General features: G+C 57.7%; 23 protein-coding genes. 14 read left to right on the forward strand and 9 right to left on the reverse strand.

From position 1 onward, the window contains the following. Positions 1 to 46: 46 nt before the first annotated feature. Together IE089_RS12235 and IE089_RS12240 are read right to left on the reverse strand one after the other, a co-directional pair. Positions 47 to 1480: a phospholipase D family protein gene (locus IE089_RS12235; RefSeq protein ID WP_189478083.1), complete on the reverse strand. Its 1434-nt coding sequence runs from the start codon at positions 1478 to 1480 to the stop codon at positions 47 to 49. A 181-nt stretch (positions 1481 to 1661) separates the two neighbouring features. Then, positions 1662 to 2744 (reverse strand): DUF3080 family protein, encoded by a 1083-nt coding sequence (locus IE089_RS12240; RefSeq protein ID WP_189478084.1) that lies wholly within the window; start codon positions 2742 to 2744, stop codon positions 1662 to 1664. A gap of 88 nt (positions 2745 to 2832) precedes the next feature. Between IE089_RS12240 and IE089_RS12245 the strand changes: the two genes are divergently transcribed. The 5 genes from IE089_RS12245 to IE089_RS12265 are packed head-to-tail and all read left to right on the forward strand — an operon-like array spanning position 2833 to position 8012. Continuing rightward, on the forward strand, positions 2833 to 3579 hold the full coding sequence (locus tag IE089_RS12245) for an outer membrane lipoprotein-sorting protein (RefSeq protein ID WP_189478085.1): 747 nt from the start codon (positions 2833 to 2835) through the stop codon (positions 3577 to 3579). Then, a complete protein-coding gene (locus IE089_RS12250; RefSeq protein ID WP_189478086.1) occupies positions 3576 to 4805 on the forward strand; it encodes an ABC transporter permease in 1230 nt (409 codons plus the stop codon). The genes IE089_RS12245 and IE089_RS12250 overlap by 4 nt, the downstream gene beginning before the upstream one ends. Then, complete coding sequence (locus tag IE089_RS12255) at positions 4805 to 6037, forward strand: ABC transporter permease (RefSeq protein WP_189478087.1); 1233 nt, start codon at positions 4805 to 4807, stop codon at positions 6035 to 6037. Before IE089_RS12250 ends, IE089_RS12255 begins: the two co-directional genes overlap by 1 nt. A gap of 13 nt (positions 6038 to 6050) precedes the next feature. After that, positions 6051 to 6752, forward strand: a complete 702-nt coding sequence (locus IE089_RS12260) for an ABC transporter ATP-binding protein (protein WP_189478088.1) — start codon at positions 6051 to 6053, stop codon at positions 6750 to 6752. Then, on the forward strand, positions 6753 to 8012 hold the full coding sequence (locus IE089_RS12265) for a hypothetical protein (RefSeq protein WP_189478089.1): 1260 nt from the start codon (positions 6753 to 6755) through the stop codon (positions 8010 to 8012). It begins immediately after the preceding gene. 17 nt (positions 8013 to 8029) lie between these two features. On the opposite strand, the gene IE089_RS12270 is transcribed toward IE089_RS12265, so the two are convergent. Continuing rightward, positions 8030 to 8659 (reverse strand): glutathione S-transferase family protein, encoded by a 630-nt coding sequence (locus IE089_RS12270; protein ID WP_189478090.1) that lies wholly within the window; start codon positions 8657 to 8659, stop codon positions 8030 to 8032. Positions 8660 to 8784: 125 nt separating this feature from the next. On the opposite strand from IE089_RS12270, the gene IE089_RS12275 reads away from it, so the two are divergent. From IE089_RS12275 to IE089_RS12285, 3 genes are all read left to right on the forward strand, one after another. Further along, complete coding sequence (locus IE089_RS12275; RefSeq protein WP_308428842.1) at positions 8785 to 9210, forward strand: c-type cytochrome; 426 nt, start codon at positions 8785 to 8787, stop codon at positions 9208 to 9210. A 151-nt stretch (positions 9211 to 9361) separates the two neighbouring features. Next, on the forward strand, positions 9362 to 10522 hold the full coding sequence (locus IE089_RS12280; protein WP_189478091.1) for an efflux RND transporter periplasmic adaptor subunit: 1161 nt from the start codon (positions 9362 to 9364) through the stop codon (positions 10520 to 10522). Then, positions 10522 to 13692 (forward strand): efflux RND transporter permease subunit, encoded by a 3171-nt coding sequence (locus IE089_RS12285; protein WP_189478092.1) that lies wholly within the window; start codon positions 10522 to 10524, stop codon positions 13690 to 13692. The genes IE089_RS12280 and IE089_RS12285 overlap by 1 nt, the downstream gene beginning before the upstream one ends. 83 nt (positions 13693 to 13775) lie before the next feature. Here the strand turns inward: IE089_RS12285 and IE089_RS12290 are convergent, their stop codons facing one another. Further along, positions 13776 to 15773: a UvrD-helicase domain-containing protein gene (locus IE089_RS12290; RefSeq protein WP_189478093.1), complete on the reverse strand. Its 1998-nt coding sequence runs from the start codon at positions 15771 to 15773 to the stop codon at positions 13776 to 13778. Between the two features lie 72 nt (positions 15774 to 15845). Beyond that, a complete protein-coding gene (locus tag IE089_RS12295; protein WP_189478094.1) occupies positions 15846 to 16634 on the reverse strand; it encodes a mechanosensitive ion channel family protein in 789 nt (262 codons plus the stop codon). Positions 16635 to 16770: 136 nt separating this feature from the next. Here IE089_RS12295 and IE089_RS12300 point away from each other — a divergent pair, with 136 nt between their 5' ends. Beyond that, entirely contained in the window at positions 16771 to 17820 is a 1050-nt protein-coding gene (locus IE089_RS12300; protein ID WP_189478095.1) for a CNNM domain-containing protein, read from the forward strand. Between the two features lie 38 nt (positions 17821 to 17858). On the opposite strand, the gene IE089_RS12305 is transcribed toward IE089_RS12300, so the two are convergent. The 3 genes from IE089_RS12305 to IE089_RS12315 all read right to left on the reverse strand — a co-directional run bounded on the left by IE089_RS12305 (position 17859) and on the right by IE089_RS12315 (position 21092). Continuing rightward, positions 17859 to 19109: a cytochrome P450 gene (locus tag IE089_RS12305; protein ID WP_189478096.1), complete on the reverse strand. Its 1251-nt coding sequence runs from the start codon at positions 19107 to 19109 to the stop codon at positions 17859 to 17861. A gap of 166 nt (positions 19110 to 19275) precedes the next feature. Further along, complete coding sequence (locus IE089_RS12310; protein WP_189478097.1) at positions 19276 to 20781, reverse strand: YifB family Mg chelatase-like AAA ATPase; 1506 nt, start codon at positions 20779 to 20781, stop codon at positions 19276 to 19278. 35 nt (positions 20782 to 20816) lie between these two features. Further along, the gene (locus IE089_RS12315) at positions 20817 to 21092 is read right to left on the reverse strand and encodes an accessory factor UbiK family protein (RefSeq protein ID WP_189478098.1); all 276 of its coding nucleotides are present in this window, start codon (positions 21090 to 21092) and stop codon (positions 20817 to 20819) included. A 313-nt stretch (positions 21093 to 21405) separates the two neighbouring features. Here IE089_RS12315 and IE089_RS12320 point away from each other — a divergent pair, with 313 nt between their 5' ends. The 5 genes from IE089_RS12320 (at position 21406) to IE089_RS12340 (ending at position 24519) form a co-directional block, all read left to right on the forward strand. Beyond that, complete coding sequence (locus tag IE089_RS12320) at positions 21406 to 22143, forward strand: TorF family putative porin (protein ID WP_229802743.1); 738 nt, start codon at positions 21406 to 21408, stop codon at positions 22141 to 22143. A 60-nt stretch (positions 22144 to 22203) separates the two neighbouring features. After that, a complete protein-coding gene (gene glnK / locus IE089_RS12325) occupies positions 22204 to 22542 on the forward strand; it encodes a P-II family nitrogen regulator (protein WP_189478099.1) in 339 nt (112 codons plus the stop codon). Between the two features lie 33 nt (positions 22543 to 22575). Further along, a complete protein-coding gene (locus IE089_RS12330) occupies positions 22576 to 23820 on the forward strand; it encodes an ammonium transporter (protein WP_189478100.1) in 1245 nt (414 codons plus the stop codon). Between the two features lie 120 nt (positions 23821 to 23940). Then, positions 23941 to 24279: a P-II family nitrogen regulator gene (locus tag IE089_RS12335; RefSeq protein ID WP_189478101.1), complete on the forward strand. Its 339-nt coding sequence runs from the start codon at positions 23941 to 23943 to the stop codon at positions 24277 to 24279. 36 nt (positions 24280 to 24315) lie between these two features. Continuing rightward, on the forward strand, positions 24316 to 24519 hold the full coding sequence (locus IE089_RS12340; RefSeq protein ID WP_189478102.1) for an SHOCT domain-containing protein: 204 nt from the start codon (positions 24316 to 24318) through the stop codon (positions 24517 to 24519). Positions 24520 to 24555: 36 nt separating this feature from the next. Here the strand turns inward: IE089_RS12340 and IE089_RS12345 are convergent, their stop codons facing one another. Next, complete coding sequence (locus tag IE089_RS12345; RefSeq protein WP_189478103.1) at positions 24556 to 25257, reverse strand: HAD family hydrolase; 702 nt, start codon at positions 25255 to 25257, stop codon at positions 24556 to 24558. Positions 25258 to 25260 lie beyond the last annotated feature (3 nt).

The raw sequence follows: 25260 nt of genomic DNA on the forward strand, positions 1-25260 counted from the left end.
CCCGTGGTTGCTGCCGAGTCTAACAGAATTTTTTCGGAGGCTCGGCCTAAAGCTGACTGCGGATGGGCAGCAGTCGAGTGAGCTTGGCGGCTGCGCGACGCCCCCAGGAAGACTCTGGCTCTTTGTCATGGATTCGCCACTCGCCGCCTTCCATGCTGCGCCAATTTATATCGCCACGCTCGTTGAGGAAGGGCTGATAACCGCGCTCCGCTGAGGTCGTTTCCACCAAGCCTGTGATTTGGCCGGCGATCTTGGGTGCATCCATCAGTATACCGAGCTCGGTATTTATGCCGGACGAGCGCGGGTCCCAGTTAAAAGAGCCCATAAAAACGTATCGCTTATCCACCACGAAGGCTTTGGTGTGAAGGCTGGACTTAGCCTTTTCAGTTCCGGCCTCCACCGTACCCGAAAAGCCTTGATCGCCGCGCATTTCAAAGAGTCGCACCCCGTGCCTTAGCAAAGGTTTACGCGCGGGTGCGTAGCCGCCATACACCCAGATGTGATCAATGGCAGCCAGGCCATTTGTTACGACATCAATTTGCACCCCGGTGTCGGCCATCCCTTGCAGTGACTTGATGCCTGCCGCGCGAGGCACGAAATACGGTGAAATGACTAAGAGCTTCTGATTAGCCGATCTCGCCGCCTCGCCCAGCGGCGTGACAATAGCCTCATTACCCGACACTTTTCCGAACACTTTGTCAGGTGAGTCAAACACGAGGCGATAGGGCGCGACCTCGAATCGTGATGCACTGGTGGCCAGGTACTCTGAATAGGCACTGCTAAGCGCCTTGCCATACACTGAGTTGTTTACACGCTCCACCGCGTCTTCCAGTTTGGCCACTGCCGCCGCTAGTCGCTCTCCCTGGTCAGGCTGCTGCTCACTCAATTGCTCATAGGGCACAGCACGCTCATGCGCCCAGAATGCGTCGAACATAGCAGATGTGTCCTGAACGACAGGGCCGATTGCGAGGGTATCCAAGTCACCAAAGTTGTATTCCATATTGGCGGCGAAATACTCCCGCGCAATGTTGCGTCCGCCGACAATGGTTACCTGGTTGTCTGCCGTTAAACTCTTGTTGTGCATGCGACGATTGAGCCTTGCGAAATCCCATGCGTCGGCGCCCCTGAATCGCCGATTTGCGAAAGGGTTGAACAATCGCAATTCCAAATTGGGATGGCTGGCTAACCCCGCGAGCAATTCTTCCATGTTGCGTGTGCTGATGTCGTCGATTAGCAGGCGGACGCGCACACCTCGATCAGCAGCCTTCAGCAGGTAAGCCAAGAAGACCCTGCCGATGATATCGTTGTTGATAAGGTAGTACTGCACATCGAGGCTGCGCTGGGCGGCGTCAGCCACCAAAAGCCGAACTGCCAAAGCATCGATAGCGTCCGACAACAAATGAAAGCCCGAGTGACCTTCTGGATATCCGTGGCTGTAGGCTAGGGACTCACCCAACTGCGTAGTGTCTGTGTCGGTCAATGCATGGGACTGCGATTTTGGCGCTGTGAAATCGATACTGGCGCAGGCATTTAATGTCAGTACCAAGCCGAGCGCTAAACAGTGTGCAAAAGGCGTGGTCTCAAATACGCGCTTACGGTCGATCGAGCAAAGCATAGACGTCTTTGTTATTTTTCGGGATTCACCTCGATATAGTAAACGCTTACCGTGTTACCCGCGAAACCCCGCCACACGGCTCAAGAAATTTCTTGAGCGTCTCGACATGTCGTTTCGGTGCATCGCTGGCTACTGCAATCCGCTCATCACGTGACGCTCGCCAATCGCGGTAGCGGTCTGGTGTAGCATTCGCAAGCGAGGTCTCTAGCTCTGTGACTGGCGCAAGCAGGTCGTGCTTACGCCGCCCGATGGCCGCTGACCAGGGTTGAACGCCGCCCACAAAAAATTTCTCGATGACCGTTTTCAACACTCGCGCGGTAGGATCGCCCGGCCCGAATGCGCACAGCGGCTGCTCCACCCTGCGAGCTTCCAAAGCGGTATTGGCCGCTTCAAGCCCCTGCTGCTGCAACACCAATGCGCGGATTAACTCCCCACCGTCACCCCGCGCAATCTCGCTAAGTTCCAGCTCAAAGGCCGTGTTGTTCGCACGATAGTCCCCGGCCAACCAGCGCTCCGTCATGGCGTTGATGGCCTCCAGTGCGGTGATCACCTGGCTGCTGGTTTGCGCCGGGTAGTTCGGTGTCAGAGCTCCCGGGCGCCAGAACTTGCGGAACTCCTCGCCGCCCAGCGTGGCATTAAAAATCAGTGCAGGTAGCTGCTCACGCTTCTGCGCCCAGGCGCTTTCCAAGGTATTGGCGAGTTCGTCTTCACCCTCGGCGCGCTGAGCTTCAATGCAAGCGGGGGCCAATCGTAGGTACTCAAGCTCCAGCAGCAGGCGCTGTGAGGGCGGCGCGTTCTTCCCTAGGCTGCTGTTGCGTTTGCCGATGGTGACCTGTACCGCGCAACCGGATAGCGCCAGAAAGTCCAGTGCGTCCAGCTCTGAGCCCTCAATGCGTAACCGCATATCGCGAGCCGGGGGTAGTCTGGGCCAATCTGCTTTAGCCGCTGTTGCTATCTCGATATCCAGCGTGTTGCCCAGCCGCGCGTGGTAGTCGGTCATCGCAGCATCTGCGCCATCCTCAGAGCAACCTGCGAGAACGCCAAGCACCACCGCAAAAAGCGCGGCCAATAGCAACCACGGGTGTGGCGCAACTCGTTGATCGGGCGGTGTTGAAGGCGACAAATTCATGGTGCTGTTATAGCCTATTGTACGAACTGAATGGGCATCAGTGTGTGCAGAAAGGCGCGTTGTTAACCGCTAAAGAGTGAGAATGGTCATGAAACGATTGCTGATGGTTTTTGGATTGCTTGCATCGCTTGCGCAACCTGTACAGGCACAGGACGCCCAGCAGATTATCCGCCAGGCGATGGACCACTACCGCGGGGTCACGTCTTACTCAGAGATGACCATGACTATCCAGCGCGCAGACTGGACCCGCAGTATGACCATGCAGGCCTGGACCCAGGGCGATGATGAAACGCTGGTGCGTGTTGTAGAGCCGCGCAAGGATGCCGGAAACGGCACGCTCACACTGGACGGCAACATGTGGACCTACACGCCCAAGATCAATCGTGTGATTCGTATTCCCTCGTCCATGATGGGGCAGAACTGGATGGGCAGTGATTTCTCCAACAAGGACATCAGCAAGAATACCGATGTGATCGACCAGTACGATCACAGCTTGTTAGAGACACGCGAGCAGGATGGTCACACCGTTTATGTAATTGAGTCGGTTCCCCATGAGGAGGCTGCAGTCGTTTGGGGTAAGGAAGTGTTCACTGTGCGTGACGACTGGGTATTGCTGGAGCAGCAGTTCTGGGATCAGGACAATCAGTTGGTAAAAACCCTGCGCGCCCGTGAGATACAGATGATGTCTGGCCGAGCCGTAGCCACAGTGATGCGCATGGCTCGTGAAGAAAAGCCGGGGGAGTGGACTGAGCTAACTACCGCCGAGGTGGAGTTTGATATCGATCTCCCGGGCAATCTTTTCACCCTGTCGAACCTGCGTAATCCGCGCCAGTGAACGTTGGCTCGCGCCTGGCCTGGCGCAATCTCTGGCGTCACAGCCGCCGCACCTGGCTCACTGTTGGTGCGATGATCTTTTGCAATGTGCTGCTGGTGTTCATGATCTCCCTGCAATTGGGTTCCTACGGGATGATGATTGATAACTCCCTGGGCCCCTTCACAGGCCATGCGCAAATTCAGCATAAGGACTACCTGGACGACGGCAAGATGCGCCAGTCCGTGCCCGCAGCTGCGGCGCTGGCACAACAAGTGCGCGGCGATATCGGCCTAGAATCGGTGAGCGCGAGGGCCGTTGGTTTTGCATTGGCCTCCAGTGAAGAGCGCTCCTTTGGTGTGCAAATCAGTGGGGTGCAAGCGGCCTATGAGCCGTTGGTTTCTACACTGCCCGGGTTGGTGGCCCAGGGCCGCTATCTCAGTGAATCAGATAACGATGCCATCGTCATAGGCCGAGTGTTGGCCACCAATCTTCGCGCCACCCTGGGCGATGAAATCACCTTTCTCGGCAGTGGTCGTGATGGCTCGTTTGCAGCGGGCGTGGCCACTGTGGTGGGTATAGTCGATTCCGGGATCGACGATCTGGACAGGGCCATGGCGCACGTGCCGCTGGGATGGTTCCAGGAGGTCTTTGCCATGGGCGATCATGGACACCAGATTGTTATTCGCTTTGCTGATATCGATGCGGTGACCCCAGGCCTGGCGGCGCTTGCGCCACAGCTGGATCTGGGTGACGAGCTGGTGCTGCTCGATTGGGACGCGCTGTTACCCGGGCTGCGGCAGGCCATTACCTCTGATATGGCGTCGGCCTGGATGATGTACGGCGTGCTGGTGTTGCTGGTGGCCTTCAGCGTGCTGAATACGCAATTGATGTCGGTACTGGAGCGAACCCGCGAGTTTGGCGTGATGTTGGCACTGGGCATGAAGCCATCACGTATTGCTCGCCTGGTGGGCATGGAAACCTTGATGATGGCCGCTCTGGGCTTGTCGATAGGCGTATTGGGCGGCGCCGCCGTGGTCGCCTATCTGAGCGTTGCCGGCTTCCACTTTCCTGGGATGGAGGAAATGGCTTCCCAGTTCAATCTGCCCGATCGCATTTACCCTGAGGTCAGCGCGTTGGGCTTATTGTGGGGTCCGCTCACAGTGTTTGTTATGTCGGTCTTTGCCGCCCTGTATCCGGCATTGAGAATTTTCCGGCTGCGTCCGGTGCCCGCCATGAGGGCTGTGTAATGCGCCTGCCACTGGCAACTCTTTTGCGACTGGCTTGGCGCAATTTATGGCGAAATTACCGCCGCACCCTGATTATGCTGCTGGCCATTGCTGTAGGTGTCTGGGCGATGATCGCCATGAGCGCTTTCTTGCGCGGGATGACTGACCAAATGGTGCGCAGCGGGCTTAACACCCTGCCGGGCGAAGTGCAGATCCACCAGAGCAATTACCGCGCCGATCCCAGTGTGGTGAACAGCATGCCGCCCCCTGATGGCGACTTGCTGGACGCGCTGAACCAGCCTCCGATCACTGCATGGACCTCGCGTGTGCGTGTGCCGGCGATGGTGTCCTCCGAGTACGACAGTCGTGGCGTTATATTGCTGGGCGTTGACCCTGAAGGTGAGACGGCCATTGGCGCGCTGCCCGACACGATTGTCGAGGGACGCTTCCTTAGCGACGCAGACGACCGCGGTGTCGTACTGGGCCAGCGCCTGGTTGAGCGCCTTGATACGGCGATGGGTAAGCGTGTGGTGCTGATGTCGCAGGATCCCGACAACAATGTTGCCGACCGCGGCGCGCGCGTTGTCGGCATCTACCGTGCGAGATTGCGCAGCACTGAAGACACCCTCGTCTATGCGGCGCGAAACCCAACCCAGTCCATGTTGAAGCTAGGGAGCGCGGTCTCTGAAGTGGCCGTGATCGGTGGCGACTACCGCCACTCTGAGTCGCTGGTGCCGCCATTGGCCGCAGCTGTGACGAACATGCAGTTAGTGCAGAGCTGGCAGCAACTTGATCCCTACCTGGGATCGATGCTGAAAGTGCAAGACGGATTCACGCTGATCTTTATGGTGGTGATCTTCCTGGCGCTGTCTTTTGGTCTGGTGAACACATTAGTGATGGCGGTGTTTGAGCGCATGCGTGAAATCGGACTGATGCAGGCTCTGGGCATGCGCCCGGGGCTTATTTTGCTGCAGGTGCTGATCGAAAGTGTGTTGCTGTTATCGCTGGGGCTGATCGTGGGCAACGTCGCCGCCTGGCTAACCATAAAGCCGCTGGAGTCGGGTATCGATATCTCTGCCGTCGCTGATGGTATGGAAATGATGGCCATGGGCACCACGCTGTACCCGGCGCTGGATGGGCGCGACATGCTCACGTCCACGGCGATTGTGGTTGGCTTGGGCATTCTCGCCAGCCTGCTACCGGCCTGGCGAGCTGCGCGCCTCGATCCCATTCGCGCGCTGGCCAAAACCTGAGGTGGGAATATAGATGTCATCCATTCGTTGCAATGATCTGTGCAAAACCTTCGAGCAGGGGGGGGAGACCATAGTCGGGCTTGACCATGTCTCCCTGAGCATCGAAGAAGGTGAGTTTGTGTGCCTGTCTGGCCCCTCGGGTTCCGGTAAAACCACGCTGCTGAATGCCATGGGTGGTCTGGATACTCCCGATAGTGGCCGCATACAGGTGGGTGACGCCGTGCTGACAGATCTGTCGCGCGGGCAGCTCGCCGATATGCGACTGCAAAATGTAGGTTTTGTCTTTCAGGCTTACAACCTGGTGCCCGTACTCTCTGCGCGTGAGAACGTGGAGTTTGTGATGCAGGTGCAGGGCGTTGACGCCCGGCAACGAAGCCAGCGTGTGCAGGAAGTGTTGGCCGAGGTCGGTTTGGAAGGGCTGGAAAGTCGATTGCCGGCAGAGCTCTCGGGTGGCCAGCAACAGCGCGTTGCCGTGGCTCGAGCCATAGCCAGTAAGCCCAAACTTGTGCTGGCGGATGAGCCCACCGCCAATCTCGATACACGCAGTGCGGCCCAGCTGATGGGCCTGTTCGTGTCACTGAACCAGCGCGGAATTACCTTTGTCATTGCTACGCATGACAGCCGTGTCATGGGCTACGCCCGTCGACTGGTGAAACTGCAGGACGGTCGCATGATCAGTGATGAAGCCCAGGAACCCACCGCGATGGTTGTGTGAATGGCCAGCCTGCGCGCGCTGGCTTGCGCGATACCCGCGCTGTGCTGCGCCCTGGTTGCGCCGGTCGCCGCTAATCCTTTTGAGCGTGGTCACGCCAAAGGCATTCTTCTCAGTGCCAGTTACCCTGACGACAGCCTGTTCCGAGAAAGCGTTGGTGCGGTCGCCAATGACCAGGGCTTGGATCTGCGCTTCAACTTCAGCGCAGGCAGCGGTGCATGGCAGCTAAAGGCCGATTACCAGGTGCTGGGCCTACACGGCGATTCGTTGGAATTGCGACGCACGCTGGGTAATAGCTTTGTGGTGCCGCTGCCACTGCCGGACGACGACAGGCGCTGGTTCGACCTCACGGGCACCATCACTGACACCGACGATACCCTGCTGGTTCATCGCCTGGACAGGTTGCATCTGGACTACACCGGTGAGAAAGCGGTGCTGCGCTTTGGTCGCCAGGCGGTGAGTTGGGGCAATGGGTTGATCTATAACCCCGTGGATTTTTTTAATCCCTTTGACCCCGCGGCAATCGACACCGAGTACAAGTTTGGCGATGACATGCTCTACGGGCAGTACTTATTGGACTCGGGCAGTGACTGGCAGTTTGTCTCCGTGCATCGACGCGATGACGCCGGTGATGTCAGCACCGATGTGCAGTCCAATGCCATCAAGTTTCATGGCTTTGGCATGGACCGGGAATACGACCTTCTATTGGCAGAGCATTACAACGACACTGTCGTAGCTGTCGGCGGTGTGGCCAATGTGGGTGATGCGGTACTGCGCGGCGATGTGATGCTCACCGACACGGACGACGGCATGGTCACCAGCCTGGTGGCGAACTGGTCCTGGTCGTGGACGCCAGGTGGTTACAACGTTAGTGCTGTGGCCGAGTACTTCTTCAACGGGTTTGGACTGCGCCAGAGCGAGTACACCCCGGAGGATATCGCCGACGCATCAGAGCTGACCGAGCGCATTAACCGCGGCGAACTCTTCACCCTTGGCAGGCACTACCTGGGCGGCTCGCTGCAGGTAGAGGTGACGCCATTGCTGAACATCACGCCCAATGTGTTCTACAACATGGGTGACGGCTCTGCCCTGGCGCAGGTCGTGGCTCAATGGGATGTGCGTGAGGACTGGCTGCTTTTGATGGCGGCCAATGTACCCTTGGGACCGGGCGGTACCGAGTACGGAGGAATAGACAGCGGCATTGAGGGGCTCAGGTTGAGTACCGGCCCCTCGGCGTTTGTGCAGCTGGCGATTTATTTTTAGCCCAGCAGTGGCAAGTGTTAGCTGCCTTCGAAGGACGCTTTCGCCCGTGGCATCCAGTCGAGAATGTTGGCGCAGTCTTCCGGCACCGGTGATTTTGCCGCCCAACCCGCAAACTCGGCCAAGATCATCAAGTCGATATCCGCCAGTGAGAAGTTATCTCCGGCCAGAAAATCGGCTTCGCCCAGGCGTTTGTCCACGGTGCGCCATCCGGCTTCGAGGCGGCGCTGACCGCGCTCAACCAGCGCGGGAATCTGCTCGATGCCCAGCGCTCCGGGCAATGCCCGGCCGGCAAAATTGGGATTGCCATTCCGGAAAATCTCGGCAACCGCCATGAATACACTCACGAATAGCAGATGATCCCAGCTGATCACCTGCGCGCGCTCCAGGTCGGTGCTGCCCATCAGTGGTTTCTCGGGGTAGAGGCTTTCCAGATAGTTGCAACAGCCAATCACCTCAGTGAGCGTGGTGCCATCATCCAGCACCAGTGCCGGTACCGTGCCCAGAGGATTCACTTCCAGATAGGCTTCACCCAATTGCTCCTGGGTCATCATGTCGACCTGAACCGTCTCGATATCGATGCCCTTATAGGCCATAAACATCCCCAGGCGCTTGGGGTTGGGGGCAGGGTCGTAGGTGTACAGTTTCATGAATTTCTCCGCTGTTTGGTCAGGCTGCAGGGATGCTAACAGAGCGTGACAGCCGCCTCTATGGGCAGTTTTATCGACGGGCCGAAATCGCTATAATGCGCGCCGTTTTGAAAGAGGAATGACACGTGATTACTCGAGTGACCGTATTTCTTGCTGCAGCGACGCTTGCTGCAGCTGCCGCTGCAGTAGAGCTCACCGGTGCGCAGCGCAGCGCGATCGAAGACCGCATCAAGCCTGTTGGCGAAATCTGCCTGCAGGGTGATAGCAGCTGTGGTGGCGCGGCCGTTGCAGCGGCCTCTGGCCCCCGTTCCGGCGAAGACGTCTACAACGGTGCCTGCATGGCCTGTCATACCACCGGCGCTGGCGGGGCACCTGTACTGGGTGATGTGGCTGCCTGGGCGGATCGCATAGCCAAGGGCACAGCGGCGCTGCACGACGCTGGCGTAAACGGTGTGCCCGGCACGGGGATGATCGCCAAAGGCGGTTGCATGAACTGCTCTGATGACGAGATTTACGCCGCCGTTGACTACATGGTGGAAAACAGCCAGTAAGCACTAACCGCTGTTAACCTGAAAAGCCGCCTTAGGGCGGCTTTTTTGTGCTCGGAAGTTGGCACTATCGCGCAGTTTTTGTGTTCAGGGACTCGTTTGTTGTCGCAGTTGCACTACACTGGCTGAATCCCGTCTGTTTAGGACCGCGACTGTGCTGTTACGATTGACCCTGATACTTCCCGTAGTGCTCCTTGTTGCCTGTTCCCAGGAAGCCCCACCACCGCGTGTGGTCGAAGTCGTGGTGGATGAGGTGGTGTCTGAGCCCTACCAGCCCAAGTCTGAGTTCGTCGGAAGGCTGCACGCGCGCGATGACGTCGCTGTGCAGGCCAAGGTGACTGGCTATGTGCAAACGCGAGATTTCAAAGAGGGTGAGACGGTAGAGACGGGCCAGGTGCTGTATACCATCGACGCCTCAGAGTATGAGGCCGCGCTGGCGCGTGCCAAGGCCGGGCTGGCATCGGCTGTGGCCAACCAGGCCAATGCCGCGCGCAACTTCCGCCGGGGCAAGGAGCTGTTGCCGCAAGGTGCGATTAGCCAGGCTGAAATGGACAACCTTACCGCCAAAAAACTCGAAGCGGACGCCGGCATAGAATCGGCCAATGCCCAGGTCACCAGCGCTGAGGTCAATCTTGGATTTACGACGATCAGGGCACCCTTTACTGGACGCATTGCGCGCAGCGCCGTAAGCCCAGGCGATCTTGTGGGGCCTAACAGTGGCAACCTCACTACGTTGGTCAGCATTGATCCGATTGAGGCGCTGTTCCAGGTTAATGAAGCCGCTTATGTGGCAGCAATGGCAGAGCGTCTGGATAACGCGCGAGGCGCAAATCCGGAAGACTTGCAAAACGTTGAAGTGAGCCTGCGCTTGGCCAACGGTGAGACCTACCCAGAGATCGGCCACATAGATTACTTTTCTAACCGGATCGACGAGGCGACGGGTACGCTGGAGGCCAGGGCATTGATCCCCAATTCCCATGCTCTGTTGGTACCGGGCCAGTACGTGCGCATTCTGCTGCAAGAAACCGACTTGGTTGAGGGGCTGTTTGTACCCCAGGCGGCGGTGCAAGCAGATCAGCAGGGCAGCTTTGTGTTGCTGGTAGATGGGAGCAACTCGGTGGTGCGGCATAACGTTGAGCTGGGTGCCCGCATGGATCAGCAGGTGCTGGTTAAGAAAGGTGTAGAAGCCGGTGATCGCGTGATCGTTCGAGGTTTGCAGCAGGTGCGACCGGGTATGCCGGTGTCGGTGCGCTCCCTCACGGATTCCAGCGAGTCCGGCGACAACCAAGTGGCAACAGAAGGCGAAGACGCCTGATGTTTAGCGCATTCTTCATTAAACGCCCCAAGTTCGCGCTGGTCATTGCGATTGTTCTGACGCTGGCTGGTGGTATTTCCATTGTCACCCTGCCTATTACCGAATATCCAGCGATCTCGCCGCCCAACATCGTGGTTAACGGCGTATACCCCGGTGCCTCGGCAGAGGTTGTCGAGGCGACGGTGGGAACACCGATTGAGGATGCGGTGAACGGTGTGGAGGGCATGATTTATATGTCCTCCAAAAGTGCCAACGATGGCAGCTATTCACTCACGGTGACGTTTGAGATCGGGTCCGACCCCGACATGGCTCTGGTCAGAGTGCAGAACCGCGTGAAGCTGGCGGAACCCTCCCTGCCTGCAGAAGTGACAGCACAGGGCCTGAACATTGATGAGCAGTCACCCGACATCCTGAAAATTATCAGCTTTACATCACCGGACAAATCGCTGGACTACGCGTTTATTTCCAATTACGTGAAAATCAATATCCAAAGCGCCATTGCCCGGGTAGAGGGTATTTCCTCCGCACAGATCTTGGGCGAGGCAGATTATTCGATGCGTTTGTGGCTGGACCCTAATCGTATGGCGACGCTCGGTTTGTCGGTGATGGACGTGCGCAGTGCCCTGTCTGAGCAGAACGTGCAAGTGGCTGCCGGTAAAATCGGTGCGCCGCCCTTCGACGGCCCTTTGCAAACGGAGTACACCCTGCAGACCAAGGGCCGCCTTCAGGACGTCGAGGAGTTTGAACAGATTGTATTGCGAGCAAAGCCAGATGGCTCCGCCATTTATTTAAAAGACGTTGCCCGCGTGGAGCTGGGTCAGTCGGGGTATAACTTCTACGGTGAAACCAATGACATCCCAGCGGTAAATCTGGCGCTGTACCTGCTGGCCGACGCTAACGCCCTCGCAGCTGGTGAGGCGGCGGACGAGCTGGTTGCTGAATTGGCCAAGAGCTTCCCGGAAGGCATGGACTATGTCGTGGGCTACGACACCACACGTTATGTCTCCACTGCGGTGAATCAGGTAGTGATTTCCCTGATGCAGGCCGTTGCTCTGGTCATCGCCATTACTTTTGTTTTCCTGGGTAGCTGGCGCGCCACTCTGGTGCCCTCGGTGGCTATCCCGGTTTCCCTGATCGCCAGTTTTGCGGTACTGCTGGCCATGGGCATGTCGATCAATACGGTAACCCTGTTCGGCCTGATTCTGGCCATTGGTATTGTGGTGGACGATGCCATCCTGGTGATCGAAAACTGTGATCGTCATTTGCGCGAAGACCCGACCATGAGTCCTGTGGACGCCGCGCTGATCACTATGCAGGAGGTTGGCGGCGCAGTTATCGCCACCACATTGGTGCTGCTCGCGGTGTTTATTCCTGTGGCATTGTTGCCGGGTATCACCGGTGAAATGTACCGTCAATTTGCGGTCACCATTTGCGTGGCCGTGGTGTTTTCCTCAATCAACGCGTTGACATTGAGCCCCGCCCTGTGTGCTCTGCTGCTAAAGCCTGGAAAACAGAAAGAGGCGCGCTGGTACACCGCCTTCCTGTCGGGGTTTGGCTGGCTGACCGGACACTACGATACCGGCGTGCAATGGGTGCTGCGACGACTGGTGGTTGTCGCCATGGTGTTTGTTGCCTGGATGGCGGCCCTGGGTCTGGGTGTTATCAGTACGCCCACCGGGTTCGTGCCGGATGAGGATAAGGGTGCATTGTTCGTGAACGTGCAATTGCCCGATGCGTCCTCTATCAATCGCACCAAGGATGTCATGGACAAAGTCACGCGGATCATGGCCGAGGACCCCAGCGTAGAAACCGTCACTTCCATTACCGGGTTTTCAATTCTCACCGGAGCCATGGCCAGTAATGGCGGCACGCTGTTTGTGGTGTTGAAGCACTGGGACGAGCGAGAGGACAAGGAAGAGTTGGTGTTCAGCGTGGCCCAGCGCCTGAACGCACGTGTGGTGTCTGAGGTGCCCGAGGCCCAGGTCTTTGCGATTACCCCACCGGCAGTGCCCGGTATGGGCGCGGTGGGGGGCCTTGAGCTGCTCTTGCAGGATTCCCTTTCACGGCCAGTTTCTGAGCTGGCGGCCACCCTCAATAACTTCATCGTTGACGGTAATCAGAATCCCGCGCTGGCTGGCGTATTCAGCACCTACCGCGCTAATGTTCCCCAGTACTACATCGACGTAGATCGGGTGAAGGCAAAGAACCTGGGGGTATCCCTGAGCGAAATCTTTATGACGCTCCAGGCCCAGATGGGTTCGCTGTATATCAATGACTTCAATAAGTTTGGTCAAACCTACAAGGTCATCATGCAGTCGGAGTCGGAGTTCCGTTCAGACCTTTCGGATCTGGACTACTTCTACCTGAAGTCTGCCGGTGGCGAGATGGTCCCCCTGAGTACCCTGGTGACAACGCGACCTATTCTGGGTCCCGATGTCTCCCAGCGGTATAACCTGTTCCGTGCGGCATCGGTGCGAGCAGGGCCCGCGCCGGGTTACAGCAGTGGCCAGGCCATGATGGCCCTTGAAAGCATGGCGGCCGATACGCTGCCTTCGGGTTACCGTATTGAGTGGACAGGCATGGCGTATCAGGAGCGGGAAGCCGGTTCTGCAGCCGTGTTGGCCTTCTCCATGGCGCTGATCTTTGTCTACCTGTTCCTGGTTGCCCAATATGAGAGCTGGTCGATTCCCTTCGCCATTATTCTCGTCGTGCCTATGGCCATCGGCGGTGCGATCGCCGGTTTGTTGCTCACCGGCACGGCACTGAATCTTTACGCCCAGATCGGACTGGTGCTGCTGATCGCGATGGCGGCCAAAAACGCGATTCTGATTGTGGAGTTCGCCAAGACACGGCGCGAGGATATGGGTGAGGACATCGCCGTTGCGGCGCGTGAGGCAGCGCGTCTGCGTTTCCGGGCGGTGTGCATGACGGCAATTTCATTCATTCTCGGTATTCTGCCGCTGGTGTTTGCTGCCGGCGCGGGCGCCTTTGGTCAGCGTTCGCTGGGCATTACAGTGTTATGCGGCATGTTGGCTGCTTTGGTTGTCGGCACGCTCTTCATCCCTGGTTTTTACACGATGGTGCAGAGTTTGCGCGAACAGCTTAAAGGGCAGGGCGCTGCCACGCCAGCAACCAGTGACACAGCGGAGTCGCCGGCTTCTTCATCGTAAGGCGATAGTCAGAGCTGGAGAGTGCGGGTGTTTGATCATGCCGGGTACACAACTCCGCAGCAGTCTGCTATCGCATATAGCCCTCAGGCAAACAATGACTTTAGCCCGGCCAGGGTTTCCTGGCCCCGGGCGACGTTGGCGCTCCCGTCGTCGTCTTCGCGTCCCTGCCAGGTCAGGTCATCCTGAGGCAGCTCATCAATGAATCGACTGGGTTCACAATCCAGGGTTTCGCCGAACTGACGACGCTTCGCGGCGAATGTCATAGCCAGTGATTCCCGCGCCCGGGTAATGCCTACGTACGCCAGTCTGCGCTCTTCTTCCAGATTGCCCTCTTCGACACTGGCGCGGTGTGGTAACAGGTTTTCTTCCATACCGATGATGTACACATGCGGGAATTCCAGTCCCTTGGCAGCATGCAGGGTCATGAGTTGCACGCGGTCATCACGGGCGTCCTCTTCTTCTTGCTGCTCCAGCATGTCCCTCAGGATAAGTCGTGAGATAGCCTCATCCAGCTCTACCGCCTCGTCCTGCATAACACGGTTCAGGCTGTCGATCAGAAAATCGACATTGGCCATGCGTTTCTCCGCAACGTCTTCCGAGGAACTGATTTGATCCAGCCAGTGGGCATAGCCGATATCGCCGATTAGCTTGCGCACGGCGCTGATACCGCCGCCGCCCTCGCTGGCGCGCCGACGCTCTTCCAGCCAGAGCCGAAAGTCACGCAGGCGGGTAAGTCCGGCCTCCGCTATTTCGCCCGAATTGGCGCGACCTATGGCCTGCATCAGACTGCAGCGGCGTTGATTGGCCACAACACCTAAAGCTTCCAGGGTAGACGTGCCCAGCTTGCGGCGCGGAACGTTGGCAATGCGCAGGAACGCGTTGTCGTCGTTCTCGTTCAGCAGCAGCCGCAGGTAGGCCATGATGTCTTTAACCTCGTTACGTGCAAAGAACGAAGTGCCGCCGCTCATGTGATACGGCACCTGCTGTTGCTGCAGGGCCAGCTCAAGAATGCGTGCCTGGTGATTGCCACGGTAAAGCACGGCGTAGTCGCCGAAGCGGGTGCGCTTACGCAGTTTGTGGTCTAGGATTTCGGCGACCACCTGGTCGACCTCCGCCTGCTCATCGGCGCACCGAATCACCCGCAGCGGTTCGCCGTGACCCAGTTCACTCCAAAGGGTTTTATCGAACACGTGCGCATTATTGGCGATCAGGGTATTGGCCGCCCCCAGGATGCGGGCGGTGGAGCGGTAGTTTTGTTCCAGCTTGACCAACTTCAGGCCGGGAAAATCCTCCTGCAGCTGAGCCAGATTCTCGGGCTTTGCCCCGCGCCAGGCATAGATGGACTGGTCGTCATCGCCGACCACGGTTAAACCGCCGCGCAGTCCGGTGAGCTGTTTCACCAGGGTGTACTGGCTGGCATTGGTGTCTTGGTATTCATCGACCAATAGGTAATGTACGCGGTTTTGCCAGCGCTCCAGCACGTCAGGTTTGTCCGCAAACAGCTGCGTGGGCAGTAGGATCAGATCGTCAAAGTCCAGCGCATTGTAGGCCTTGAGCGCGCGGTTGTAGCGCAGGTAGGCCTGTGCACAGAGCATGTCCGCAGGGTTCTTGCTCTCGCTCACGGCCAGCTCTGGTGCCACAGCATCGTTCTTCCATTGGGAAATCCGGTGTTGGATCAGCGCGGCTTTGTCCCCCTCGGTGCCATGCTCTTGCACCAGCAGATCCCGGATCAGGGTTTGTGAGTCCTGAGAGTCAAAGATGGAGAAGCCGCTCTTCAGGCTCAGGTGTTTTCTCTCCTGACGAATGATGTTCAGACCCAGTTGGTGGAACGTACTGACCGTCAGCCCTTCCACCGCGTTTTTGCCCAGTAGTTTGCCCACGCGATCGCGCATTTCGCGTGCAGCCTTGTTGGTGAAGGTCACCGCAGCGATGTGCTTGGCCCTGATGCCGCAATCTTGCACCAGGTAGGCGATTTTCTGGGTAATTACGCTGGTCTTGCCGCTGCCCGCGCCGGCCAGCACCAGTAAGGGGCCGTCGATGTAGCGCACCGCCTCACGCTGGCGGGGGTTAAGTTGAGTCACGTCGGGGGTGTACCGCTGGTCAAAACGCCATTGTAGCCAGCTAGGTGTGCCGCGACTATCGCCGCGGCAAACTTAGGTCGAAGATTCTGTTTTAACGGACACCTGCGGTGCGGCCAGCGTGAATCCATCAGAGGTCGAGAACGCCTCGGCGGCAGCGATCCACAGCGCATCGCGGGTGGCGAACCAGTCAGCGTTGGCAACCCAGCAAAAGGCAAACAGTGTTGCCCGGCCATCCTCAATGCCGGTCACGAATACCGCCGGCGGTGGCTCCGCCAGCACAGCTGATTCGCTACTCATCAGTGTCAGCAACTGTGTCTTGGCCGCACCGAGGTCATCGCTGGCATTCACGGTGAGTGTCAGCTCCACCCGGCGCTGGGGAACCTGAGTGAAGTTATTGATGGCACCGGCCATGACCAGCGCGGTGGGCAGGTAGACCGTTTGTCCATCGAAGGTGCGAACCACGGTTTGGTAGGCCGTGATGGCTTCCACGGAGCCCATCACGCCGCGCAGCTGCACCATGTCGCCCACGACATAGGGGAGTCGTGGCAGGAAAGGAATCAGGAAGAACACCACAATGGCACCCACGATCACCAACAGTATGGCAATGCCCGCCAGCCCCTCGACGTCGTAACCCAGACGCTCGGCCGCAAGCATTACCGTGATGACCAGGATCAGTGCGTAAATGGCGCCGAAAACAACTTTCATGATGCGCGAGAACAGGGTGCCGGGTTTGATCAGTGCTGCCACCAGCCGATACAGCAACAGAATCGCTACCATGCCCCCGAGCATGATGAGTAGGCCCGATACGATCAGTTCGCCGTAGGCGCTGAGTTTTTCGAGGATATCGGCAGTGCTTTCCATGGAGCGTTCCAAACCAACGTCAGGTCAACAGGCTAGCATGTATTGGCGCAGGAGTTGCAGCGATGGGCTGGCGATGCAATGCCGCGAGCATAAGCTACAATGCACATTCAACAGCAGCAGGGCCTGACCACATTTCATGACGCTACTCGTCATTTATCTCTCCATCGCTATCGGCGTCTCTTTTCTGTGTTCCATCCTTGAGGCTGTGCTGCTTAGCGTGACGCCAGGTTACGTTGAGAGCGCGTTGAGCAGTAAACCGCGCCGGGCACAAACCCTAAAGCTCGTGCGTGAACGGATTGATGAATCCCTGTCCAGCATTCTGATACTGAATACCTTTGCGCACACCATGGGCGCTGCCGGTGTGGGCGCCCAGGCCGTGCGCGTGTTTGGGCCGCAGTGGGAAAGCCTTATTGCGTTCCTGCTGACCCTGGCGATTCTCTATCTCTCCGAGATCATTCCCAAGACCCTGGGTGCCGTCTTCTGGAAGCAGCTGGCTCTGCCAGCGGCAGTCACCATTCGCTTACTGGTGCGTTTGTTGTTTCCTTTCGTGTGGATATCCAGTCAGCTGACGCGTTTGTTTGCGGGTGGTCACAGCGAAACCATCAGCCGTGAAGAATTGGCGGCCATGGCCAAGCTGGGTGAGCGCCACGGCTCTCTGGGAAGTCAGGAGAGCGAGTTGATGGGAAACATCCTCAGGCTCAAAGAGACCCGCACGGGAGAGATACTTACGCCACGCACGGTGGTCACAGCACTGGATGTGAACCAGAGCGTTGCGCAGGCGCTGGAGCTATTGGAAGAGGTTCCGTTCACGCGGATTCCCGTCTACGAAGGTGACGTGGATTCGGTGGTTGGTGTGGTGCTCAAGCCAAAGCTTTTGGAGCTCGATAGGCATCAAGAGGCGGATACCTCAGTGACTGACTGTGTATTGCCGGTGCACCGTGTATCGGAAGAGCTACCGGTGCTTCATCTGTTGGACCAGTTCATCAAGCGCCGTGAGCACCTTTTCCTTGTGGAAGATGAGTATGGTCAGACCTCAGGCATTGTGACGCTGGAGGATGCGGTAGAGACGTTGCTGGGCCGGGAGATCATGGACGAAAGCGATACCGTTGAGGATATGCAGCAGCTCGCCAAATCCAACTACCGACAGCGCCTTCGACGCACACGCGCCGAAACCTGGAACGACTAGTTCCGTAGCAAGTACACCCAGCTATCGTCAGCGCTGCGTCAGGCAGCGCTTTCCGCCTCCGGTTCGAAACGAATCTGCATCGCTTTCATCGCATTCACAAAGAATGAACGAACGAACAATGGCTCTGCGGCAAACTGGGGCTGGCGTAGGCGTGGGATGATTTCCTCGAACATAATGCGCAATTCAAGCCGTGCCAGGTGCGAGCCAATGCAGAAGTGTTGCCCAATGCCGAAGGAGCGCAGCTGGTTATACAGGTCAGGCATGCGCTCAGGACGGGTGACGTCGAAGTCCATCGCGTCCTCGCCAAACACGGTCTCATCCATATTCACCGTGTGATAGTGCAGCAGCACTTTATCGCCCTTGCTGATGGCCTGGCCGCCCAACTCCAGGTCTTCCATGGCAGTGCGCCGCATGGCGATAAAAGCCGTGTTGTAGCGCAGGATCTCCTCACACGCACCGCCGATTTTCTCCGGGTTCTCTACCAGGTATTGCAGCTGGTCCGGGTGCTCCATCAGCAGTCGCATACCCTGTGCGATAACTGTGCGAGTGGATTCATTGCCGCCCACCAAGATCAGGATGAACATCCAGCCAAACATGTCTTCCGTCAGAGGGTCGCCGTCCAGCTCTGCATCGAGCAGGGCGCCGGTGATGTTGTCCATGGGTTGGGCGCGGTGTTGCTCCGCCAGTTTCAGGGCGTACTGAATCACCTCCAGCGACGCCATTTGCCCCTCCAGCTCTGAGGTGGCCATGTCCGGATCGTCGGCAAAGATCATGGTGTTGGTCCAGTCGAAGAACTGTTTGCGGTCCTGAAGCTGCACGCCAAGCAATTCCAGAATGGCAATGAGTGGAAGCTCTGCCGCAACTTCCTCGACGAACTCGCACTCGCCGCGAGCTGCCACGGCATCGACAATCGCTTTTGCGTGTTCCCTGAATTTTGCCTCGTAGGACTCCACCCGCTTAGGCGTGAAGGCATTACGCACAATGCGGCGGACGCGCTGGTGCTGGGGCGGGTCCATATTGATGATGGTGCTGCGATGAATGCCTTCAACCATCTCCTGGTCGTACTCCATGGGGAACGCGCTGCGCTCCGCGGATGAGAACAGGGCGGGATTCTTGGAGACATAGTCGAGCTCAGCCTGACGTGTGACCACCCAATAAGGTACGCCAGTGAGTGGGTCTTCCATACGCACCACCGGGCCGGTATCGCGCACCGCCTTCAGCTGTTGATAGGGCATGCCTCCGGCGTAGGTATCAGGGTCCAGAAGATTGGCAAAGGGGCAGTGGCTCACAGGTTTTGCTCCAAACTACTAACTATTAGTCGATAGTAATTAGCCTGTTCGGCGTAGGCAAGGCGAGCCGGGGTGAGCGCTGTGCTCCGTCACGGTGCTAGCCCGCGCCGCCGAAAGGAACTGCCGCAGTGCATCGACTTGGGGACATCTGTATGAGGTTTGGTCTTTAACGGTGTGGCTCTGCTGGCGCCCGTCGGTAGCTTAGCGCCTCGGCCAGCTGGCTGCGTTCAACGGAGTCTGCGCCAGCAAGATCTGCGATCGTGCGTGCTACGCGCAGTGTGCGGTGCAGGGCCCGACCGGACAGAGCCAGCGAGTCCGCTGCCGACTGCAACCACTGCGCATCGGATGTGAGCAATTGACAATGTTGCAGCAGAGCATCAGGCGTAAGCTGCGCGTTGGGTGACCCCTGCCTTGCCAGTTGGTGCGCCAGCGCGCTATCTACACGCGCCTTCACCTCGGCGCTGCTCTCCGCCTGTGACTGCGTCGTTAGCAACTGTTGCGCGGGTGGGCGTGTGACGCCAACGTGCAGATCAATCCGGTCCAGCAGTGGCCCTGACACGCGTTGTTGGTAGCGCGCGACCTGCTCAGGTGTGCAGCGACAGTGACGCTCCTCATCCCCGGCATAACCGCAGGGGCAGGGGTTCATCGCTGCAACCAACTGAAAGCGCGCCGGGAAGCGGAATTTAAAGCGAGCGCGAGAGACCGTGATTTCCCCGTTCTCCATGGGTTCACGCAAGGCTTCCAGCACCGGGCGCTGAAACTCTGGCAACTCGTCCAGAAACAGCACGCCGCCGTGGGCCAATGATGCTTCGCCGGGTCTTGGCACAGCGCCGCCACCCACTAGTGCCGCGGCACTGGCGCTGTGGTGGGGTGAGCGAAATGGCGGCAGCCCGGGTCTTGTAGGTGTCATCTGTGCCAAGTCATGTAGCGCAATGCTGGTGAGATAGTCTTCCTCGGAGGGAGGTGATAACAGGCCGGGCAACCGGCTGGCTAGCATCGACTTACCGGTGCCAGGAGGGCCGAAAAAAAGAACGTTGTGTCGGCCGGCTGCCGCAATCTCCAATGCACGTTTGGCAACAGCTTGGCCCACGACATCGGCCATGTCGCTGGCTGCAGTGTTCAGGACGGATGTTTGTGTGCGCTTTAATGGTGCAAAGGGCGCAAGCCCTTTCAGGCTGGCGCAAAGGTTGAGTAAATTGGTGGCGGGTTCGAGCTTCGCCCGGGATGCAAGCACTCCAAGGTTGTGCTCGTCAGCGGGTATGACGGCAGCCATACCGTCGGCGGCTGCTGCCAGCACTCCGGGCAGCAAGCCGCGCACTGCGCGGATACCTCCGTCCAGTGCAAGCTCGCCAAAGCATTCGCGCTTTTGAAGTGTTTCGGCAGGTAGTTGTCCGGAAGCGGCAAGAATCCCGAGAGCGATGGGAAGATCGAACCGGCTGCCTGTTTTGGGCAGGTCGGCGGGGGCCAGATTTACGGTGATGCGTCGATCGGGAAAGCTAAAGTGGCTGTTGACCAGCGCGCTGCGCACCCGGTCTTTGCTCTCTTTCACGGCAGTTTCAGGCATGCCCACCATGTTGAATGCAGGCAAGCCGTTGGCGAGGTGAACCTCAACCGTGACGGGTGGTGACTGCAGACCGCACTCCGCGCGGCTGCGAACAGTGGCAAATTCCATAGCTCATCCTTGAGCAGAGGGGTGCTGTTATGGGTTCAGTTCGCCGGCGATGTTCCCTGTGCATCCAGCGCCTGCGTTAAGGCGTCGAGCTCTTGCTCCAGCTCCAGCACACGTGCTCTCGTGCGCTTCAGTACCTCGGTCTGGGCGTCGAATTCTTCCCGGCTGACGACGTCCAGCTTCTGCAGCGCGGATTGGGCCAGTGTGCGTACGCCTTTATCGACCTCCTCGCGTATTCCGCTGTTACCTACCAGCTGATTGACCTGCTCGATCACATCGGTAATGGGTGGTGGCTTGGGGGGTTTAATCGCCATATCTGGTAAGACCTGTCGTTGATGTCGTTGGGTACCGATAGTAGAGCAAAGCCAGACGCACTCACAGCGCATCGGTGTGCACTTATATGGTGCAACGCTCTCAAATGGTGCGGTTCACGCAGTGACAGAGTGTTCTCTTCCCGCCCCATAGGTGCGCAATTACACATTAACCTACTGTTTTTATTAGATTTATAGATTTCTGGCACAGCGTTCGCTCTATCGGGAGCACAGCAATGAATCACAGTGCGTTGTGTCGTAACTGCTAGCGCTCCCAGCAAACAGTGCGGCAACGCCCAACTAGGAGAAATGAAACATGCTGATTAAAAAAATGCTTCCCGCTGCAATGGCCACTGCACTTCTTGCCGGCGGCGTCGTCAATCAGGCGCAGGCAGAAGTCGAAATTAGCGGCAATGTTGCTCTGACCAGCGACTACCGCTTCCGGGGCATTTCGCAGTCCAACGACGACATCGCCGTACAGGGTGGTTTTGACGTTGCCTTCGACAATGGTATCTACATAGGCACTTGGGGCTCGTCTGTGGATTTCGATCTTGACAGCTCGCAGGGCTTGAACGGCAGTTTGGAACTGGACTACTACGTGGGGTGGGCCAGCGATATCGGCGATTCAGGCCTGGCATTGGACGTGGGTTACCTGTACTACGACTATCCCGGTGACAGCAGCGTATTGGAAGGTGACTACCAGGAAATTTACGCCAGTGCATCATTTGCAGACGGTACTGTCGGTATTCATTACTCAGATGATTATTACGCGGAATCTGGCAGCTTCTTCTACTACTACGCGGACTACAGCTTCGGTCTGTCGGACACCCTGTCTTTGGATTTACACGTCGGTCTGAATGATTTCGATGACGCTGATGTATTTCTGTCAGACGGTGATTCTTACATCGACTATTCGGTAGGTCTGACTGCCTCCTACTTCGCCGTTGATTGGAGTCTGGCATGGGTCGGCACTGATTTGGACGGCGACGAGTATTTTGGCCTGGACGATCTAGTCGATGACACCATCGTATTCAGCATTTCCAAGAGCCTGTAAGGCGCGCTGAAATCCGACTCGGCGCCTCACGGGGCGCCGCAATAAGACCAGGAGAGAAACATGAAGTTAATCACGGCTATCGTGAAGCCATTCAAACTGGACGATGTGCGCGAAGCGTTATCAGAAATCGGCGTACAGGGCATTACCGTGACTGAGGTCAAAGGCTTTGGTCGTCAAAAGGGCCACACTGAGCTTTACCGCGGTGCAGAGTACGTGGTGGATTTTCTGCCCAAAGTGAAAATTGAAGTGGCGGTTGCTGATGGGGTTGTAGACCAGACCATCGAAGCCATTACCAAGGCAGCTAACACCGGCAAGATCGGTGACGGCAAGGTGTTCGTTTCCACGCTGGAACAGGTGATCCGGATTCGTACCGGTGAGACCGGCGAAGACGCCATCTAACCCTGCTTACCCGATTAGAGAGAGTTCATTCCAATGGAAGACAATATTTTTCAATTATCGTACGCGCTGGACACATTCTATTTCCTTGTGTGTGGTGCGCTGGTTATGTGGATGGCGGCCGGTTTCGCCATGCTGGAGTCCGGTCTTGTCCGCTCCAAGAACACCACTGAAATCCTTCTGAAAAACGTGGCGCTGTTTGCAGTGGCCTGCACCATGTACATGGTGTGCGGTTACTCCATCATGTACGGTGGCGGTGACTTCACAGCATTCCTCAGCGGCCTTGCAGCTGACGGCGTTGCTGGAGCAGATGAGCCAGCAACCTACGCACCCTCGGCAGACTTTTTCTTTCAGGTTGTGTTCGTAGCCACGGCTATGTCGATCGTCTCTGGTGCGGTGGCTGAGCGCATGAAGCTCTGGGCTTTCCTTGCCTTTGCGGTTGTCATGACCGGCATCATCTACCCCTTGGAAGGCAGCTGGACCTGGGGTGGTATGCCCGTCTTTGGCATGTACACGCTGGGTGACCTCGGTTTCTCTGACTTCGCTGGCTCCGGTATCGTCCACATGGCGGGCGCGGCGGCTGCACTGGCTGGCGTAATCCTGCTAGGTGCTCGCAAGGGCAAATACGGCCCTCAGGGTCAGGCCCAGGCGATCCCCGGCGCCAACCTGCCACTGGCAACGCTGGGTACCTTCATCCTGTGGATGGGCTGGTTCGGCTTCAATGGTGGTTCCGTGCTGGCTACAGCGACTGTGGAAAGCGCTAACTCCGTAGCGGTTGTGTTCTTGAATACCAACGCTGCGGCGTCTGGCGGCCTGATCGCAGCACTGCTGGTCGCCAAGCTGATGTTCGGCAAGGCCGACCTCACTATGGCACTGAACGGCGCATTGGCTGGCCTGGTAGCAATTACTGCTGAGCCTTCAACCCCGACTGCCCTGCAGGCAACCCTGTTCGGCGGCCTGGGCGGCGTGCTGGTTGTGTTCTCCATCATTGGCCTCGACAAGCTGAAGATTGACGACCCCGTTGGTGCTATCTCAGTGCACGGTGTTGTGGGTCTGCTGGGTCTGCTGCTGGTACCGGTGACTAACGACGGCTCAAGCTTCAGCGGTCAGCTGATCGGCGCGGCCACGATCTTTGGCTGGGTATTCGCAGCGAGCTTCGCTACCTGGTTTGTCCTGAAGATGGTGATGGGCATTCGCGTCAGCGAAGAAGAAGAGTACGAAGGTGTGGACCTTGCCGAGTGCGGCATGGAAGCTTACCCGGAGTTTGTCAGCGCGAAATAGTCTTGCGGGCGCATTTTGCGATGCGTGCTTGGGGGGCCTTTTGGCCCCCCTTTTTTATGGCTTGCGATTCTGCATTTGCCTTTCATAATAGGATGATCCAGTTCTGCGAGGCGCCTTGCCATGAAGTTGGTCACCGCAATCATTAAACCTTTTAAGATGGACGATGTGCGTACTGCACTGTCTGACATAGGCGTGCAAGGCATCACGGTGACAGAGGTGAAAGGCTTTGGCCGCCAGCGTGGACACACTGAACTGTACCGGGGTGCCGAGTACGTGGTGGATTTCCTGCCCAAGCTCAAGCTTGAGATAGCTGTGGCTGACGAGCAGGTAGAGCCCACATTGGAAGCGATCATCGGTGCTGCAAATACGGGTAAAATAGGCGACGGCAAGATATTTGTATCCAGCTTGGAACAGGTTATTCGTATTCGCACAGGCGAGACCGGCGAGTCTGCCGTTTAGGCCGCCGTTGATAACAACCCAAAGGAGTAAAACACCATGCTAAAGAAAACTGCACTGACAGCTGCTGTGCTGGCCATGACGCTGGGCGTTGCGGCTTGTGGCGGCAGCACCACCACGGTTAAGCAGACTGAAACTCAGGGCCAGCAATTGCTAGATCTGAAGGAAGCTTATGATTCAGGTGTGATCTCAGAGCGTGAATACAACGACGCCAAGAAGCGCATCCTCAAAGGCAAAACCTGAGGCAGCAATGGCCGGTGCTTCGGCGCCGGCCTTTTCTTATCCCGCCAGCGCCTCTACGGCCGCCGGCAATTCGTTTAGATTCCTAATCTCTGCATCGGCCCGCCGGCCACCCGGCCAGCTATGGTTCCTGCCGTTCATCCAGACCGTATACATCCCCACGCCCTGAGCCCCTTTGATGTCGTGATCCGGGTTGTCACCCACGTGAACAATACAGTCCGGTGTGGTGCCTGCATGGGCTAGCGCTGCCTGAAACATGTCCGGCGCAGGCTTTGCGGCCCCAATGTCTTCGGCGAGAAACGCAAAATCGAAATACTCTGCGGCGTCTGTTTTGTAGATGTCGGCATTGCCGTTAGTCAGAGCCCCTAACGTGTAACGGCCGGCCAACTGTTCCAGTATCTCTAATGCCTCTTCGTACAACTGCACCTTGTGTCGTTCAGTCAAAAACGCGGCGAAGGCGTGCTCGGCCCCGGTCTCTGCCTCTTCTTCTGTAAACCCTGCTGCGAGTTGTAGCTCCCGCAGGGTGACCAGTCGCATTTGGCTGACGTTGTGGAGAAGCTCGGGGTGTCGCTTCCAGACTTGCTTCTTGAATTCCCACAGCCCTTCGTGATCATAGTTATCAATGGTGCCGGGGCGGTGCTGAAGCAGCCAGTCTCGCTGGGCATCTTCAGCACGCAATAGCGCAGGCTCAACGTCCCAGAGCGTGTTGTCCAGGTCGAAGGTGATCACCTCTATGGGCATGAC

It is taken from the genome of Parahalioglobus pacificus, assembly GCF_014652275.1.
Lineage (GTDB): Bacteria > Pseudomonadota > Gammaproteobacteria > Pseudomonadales > Halieaceae > Parahalioglobus > Parahalioglobus pacificus.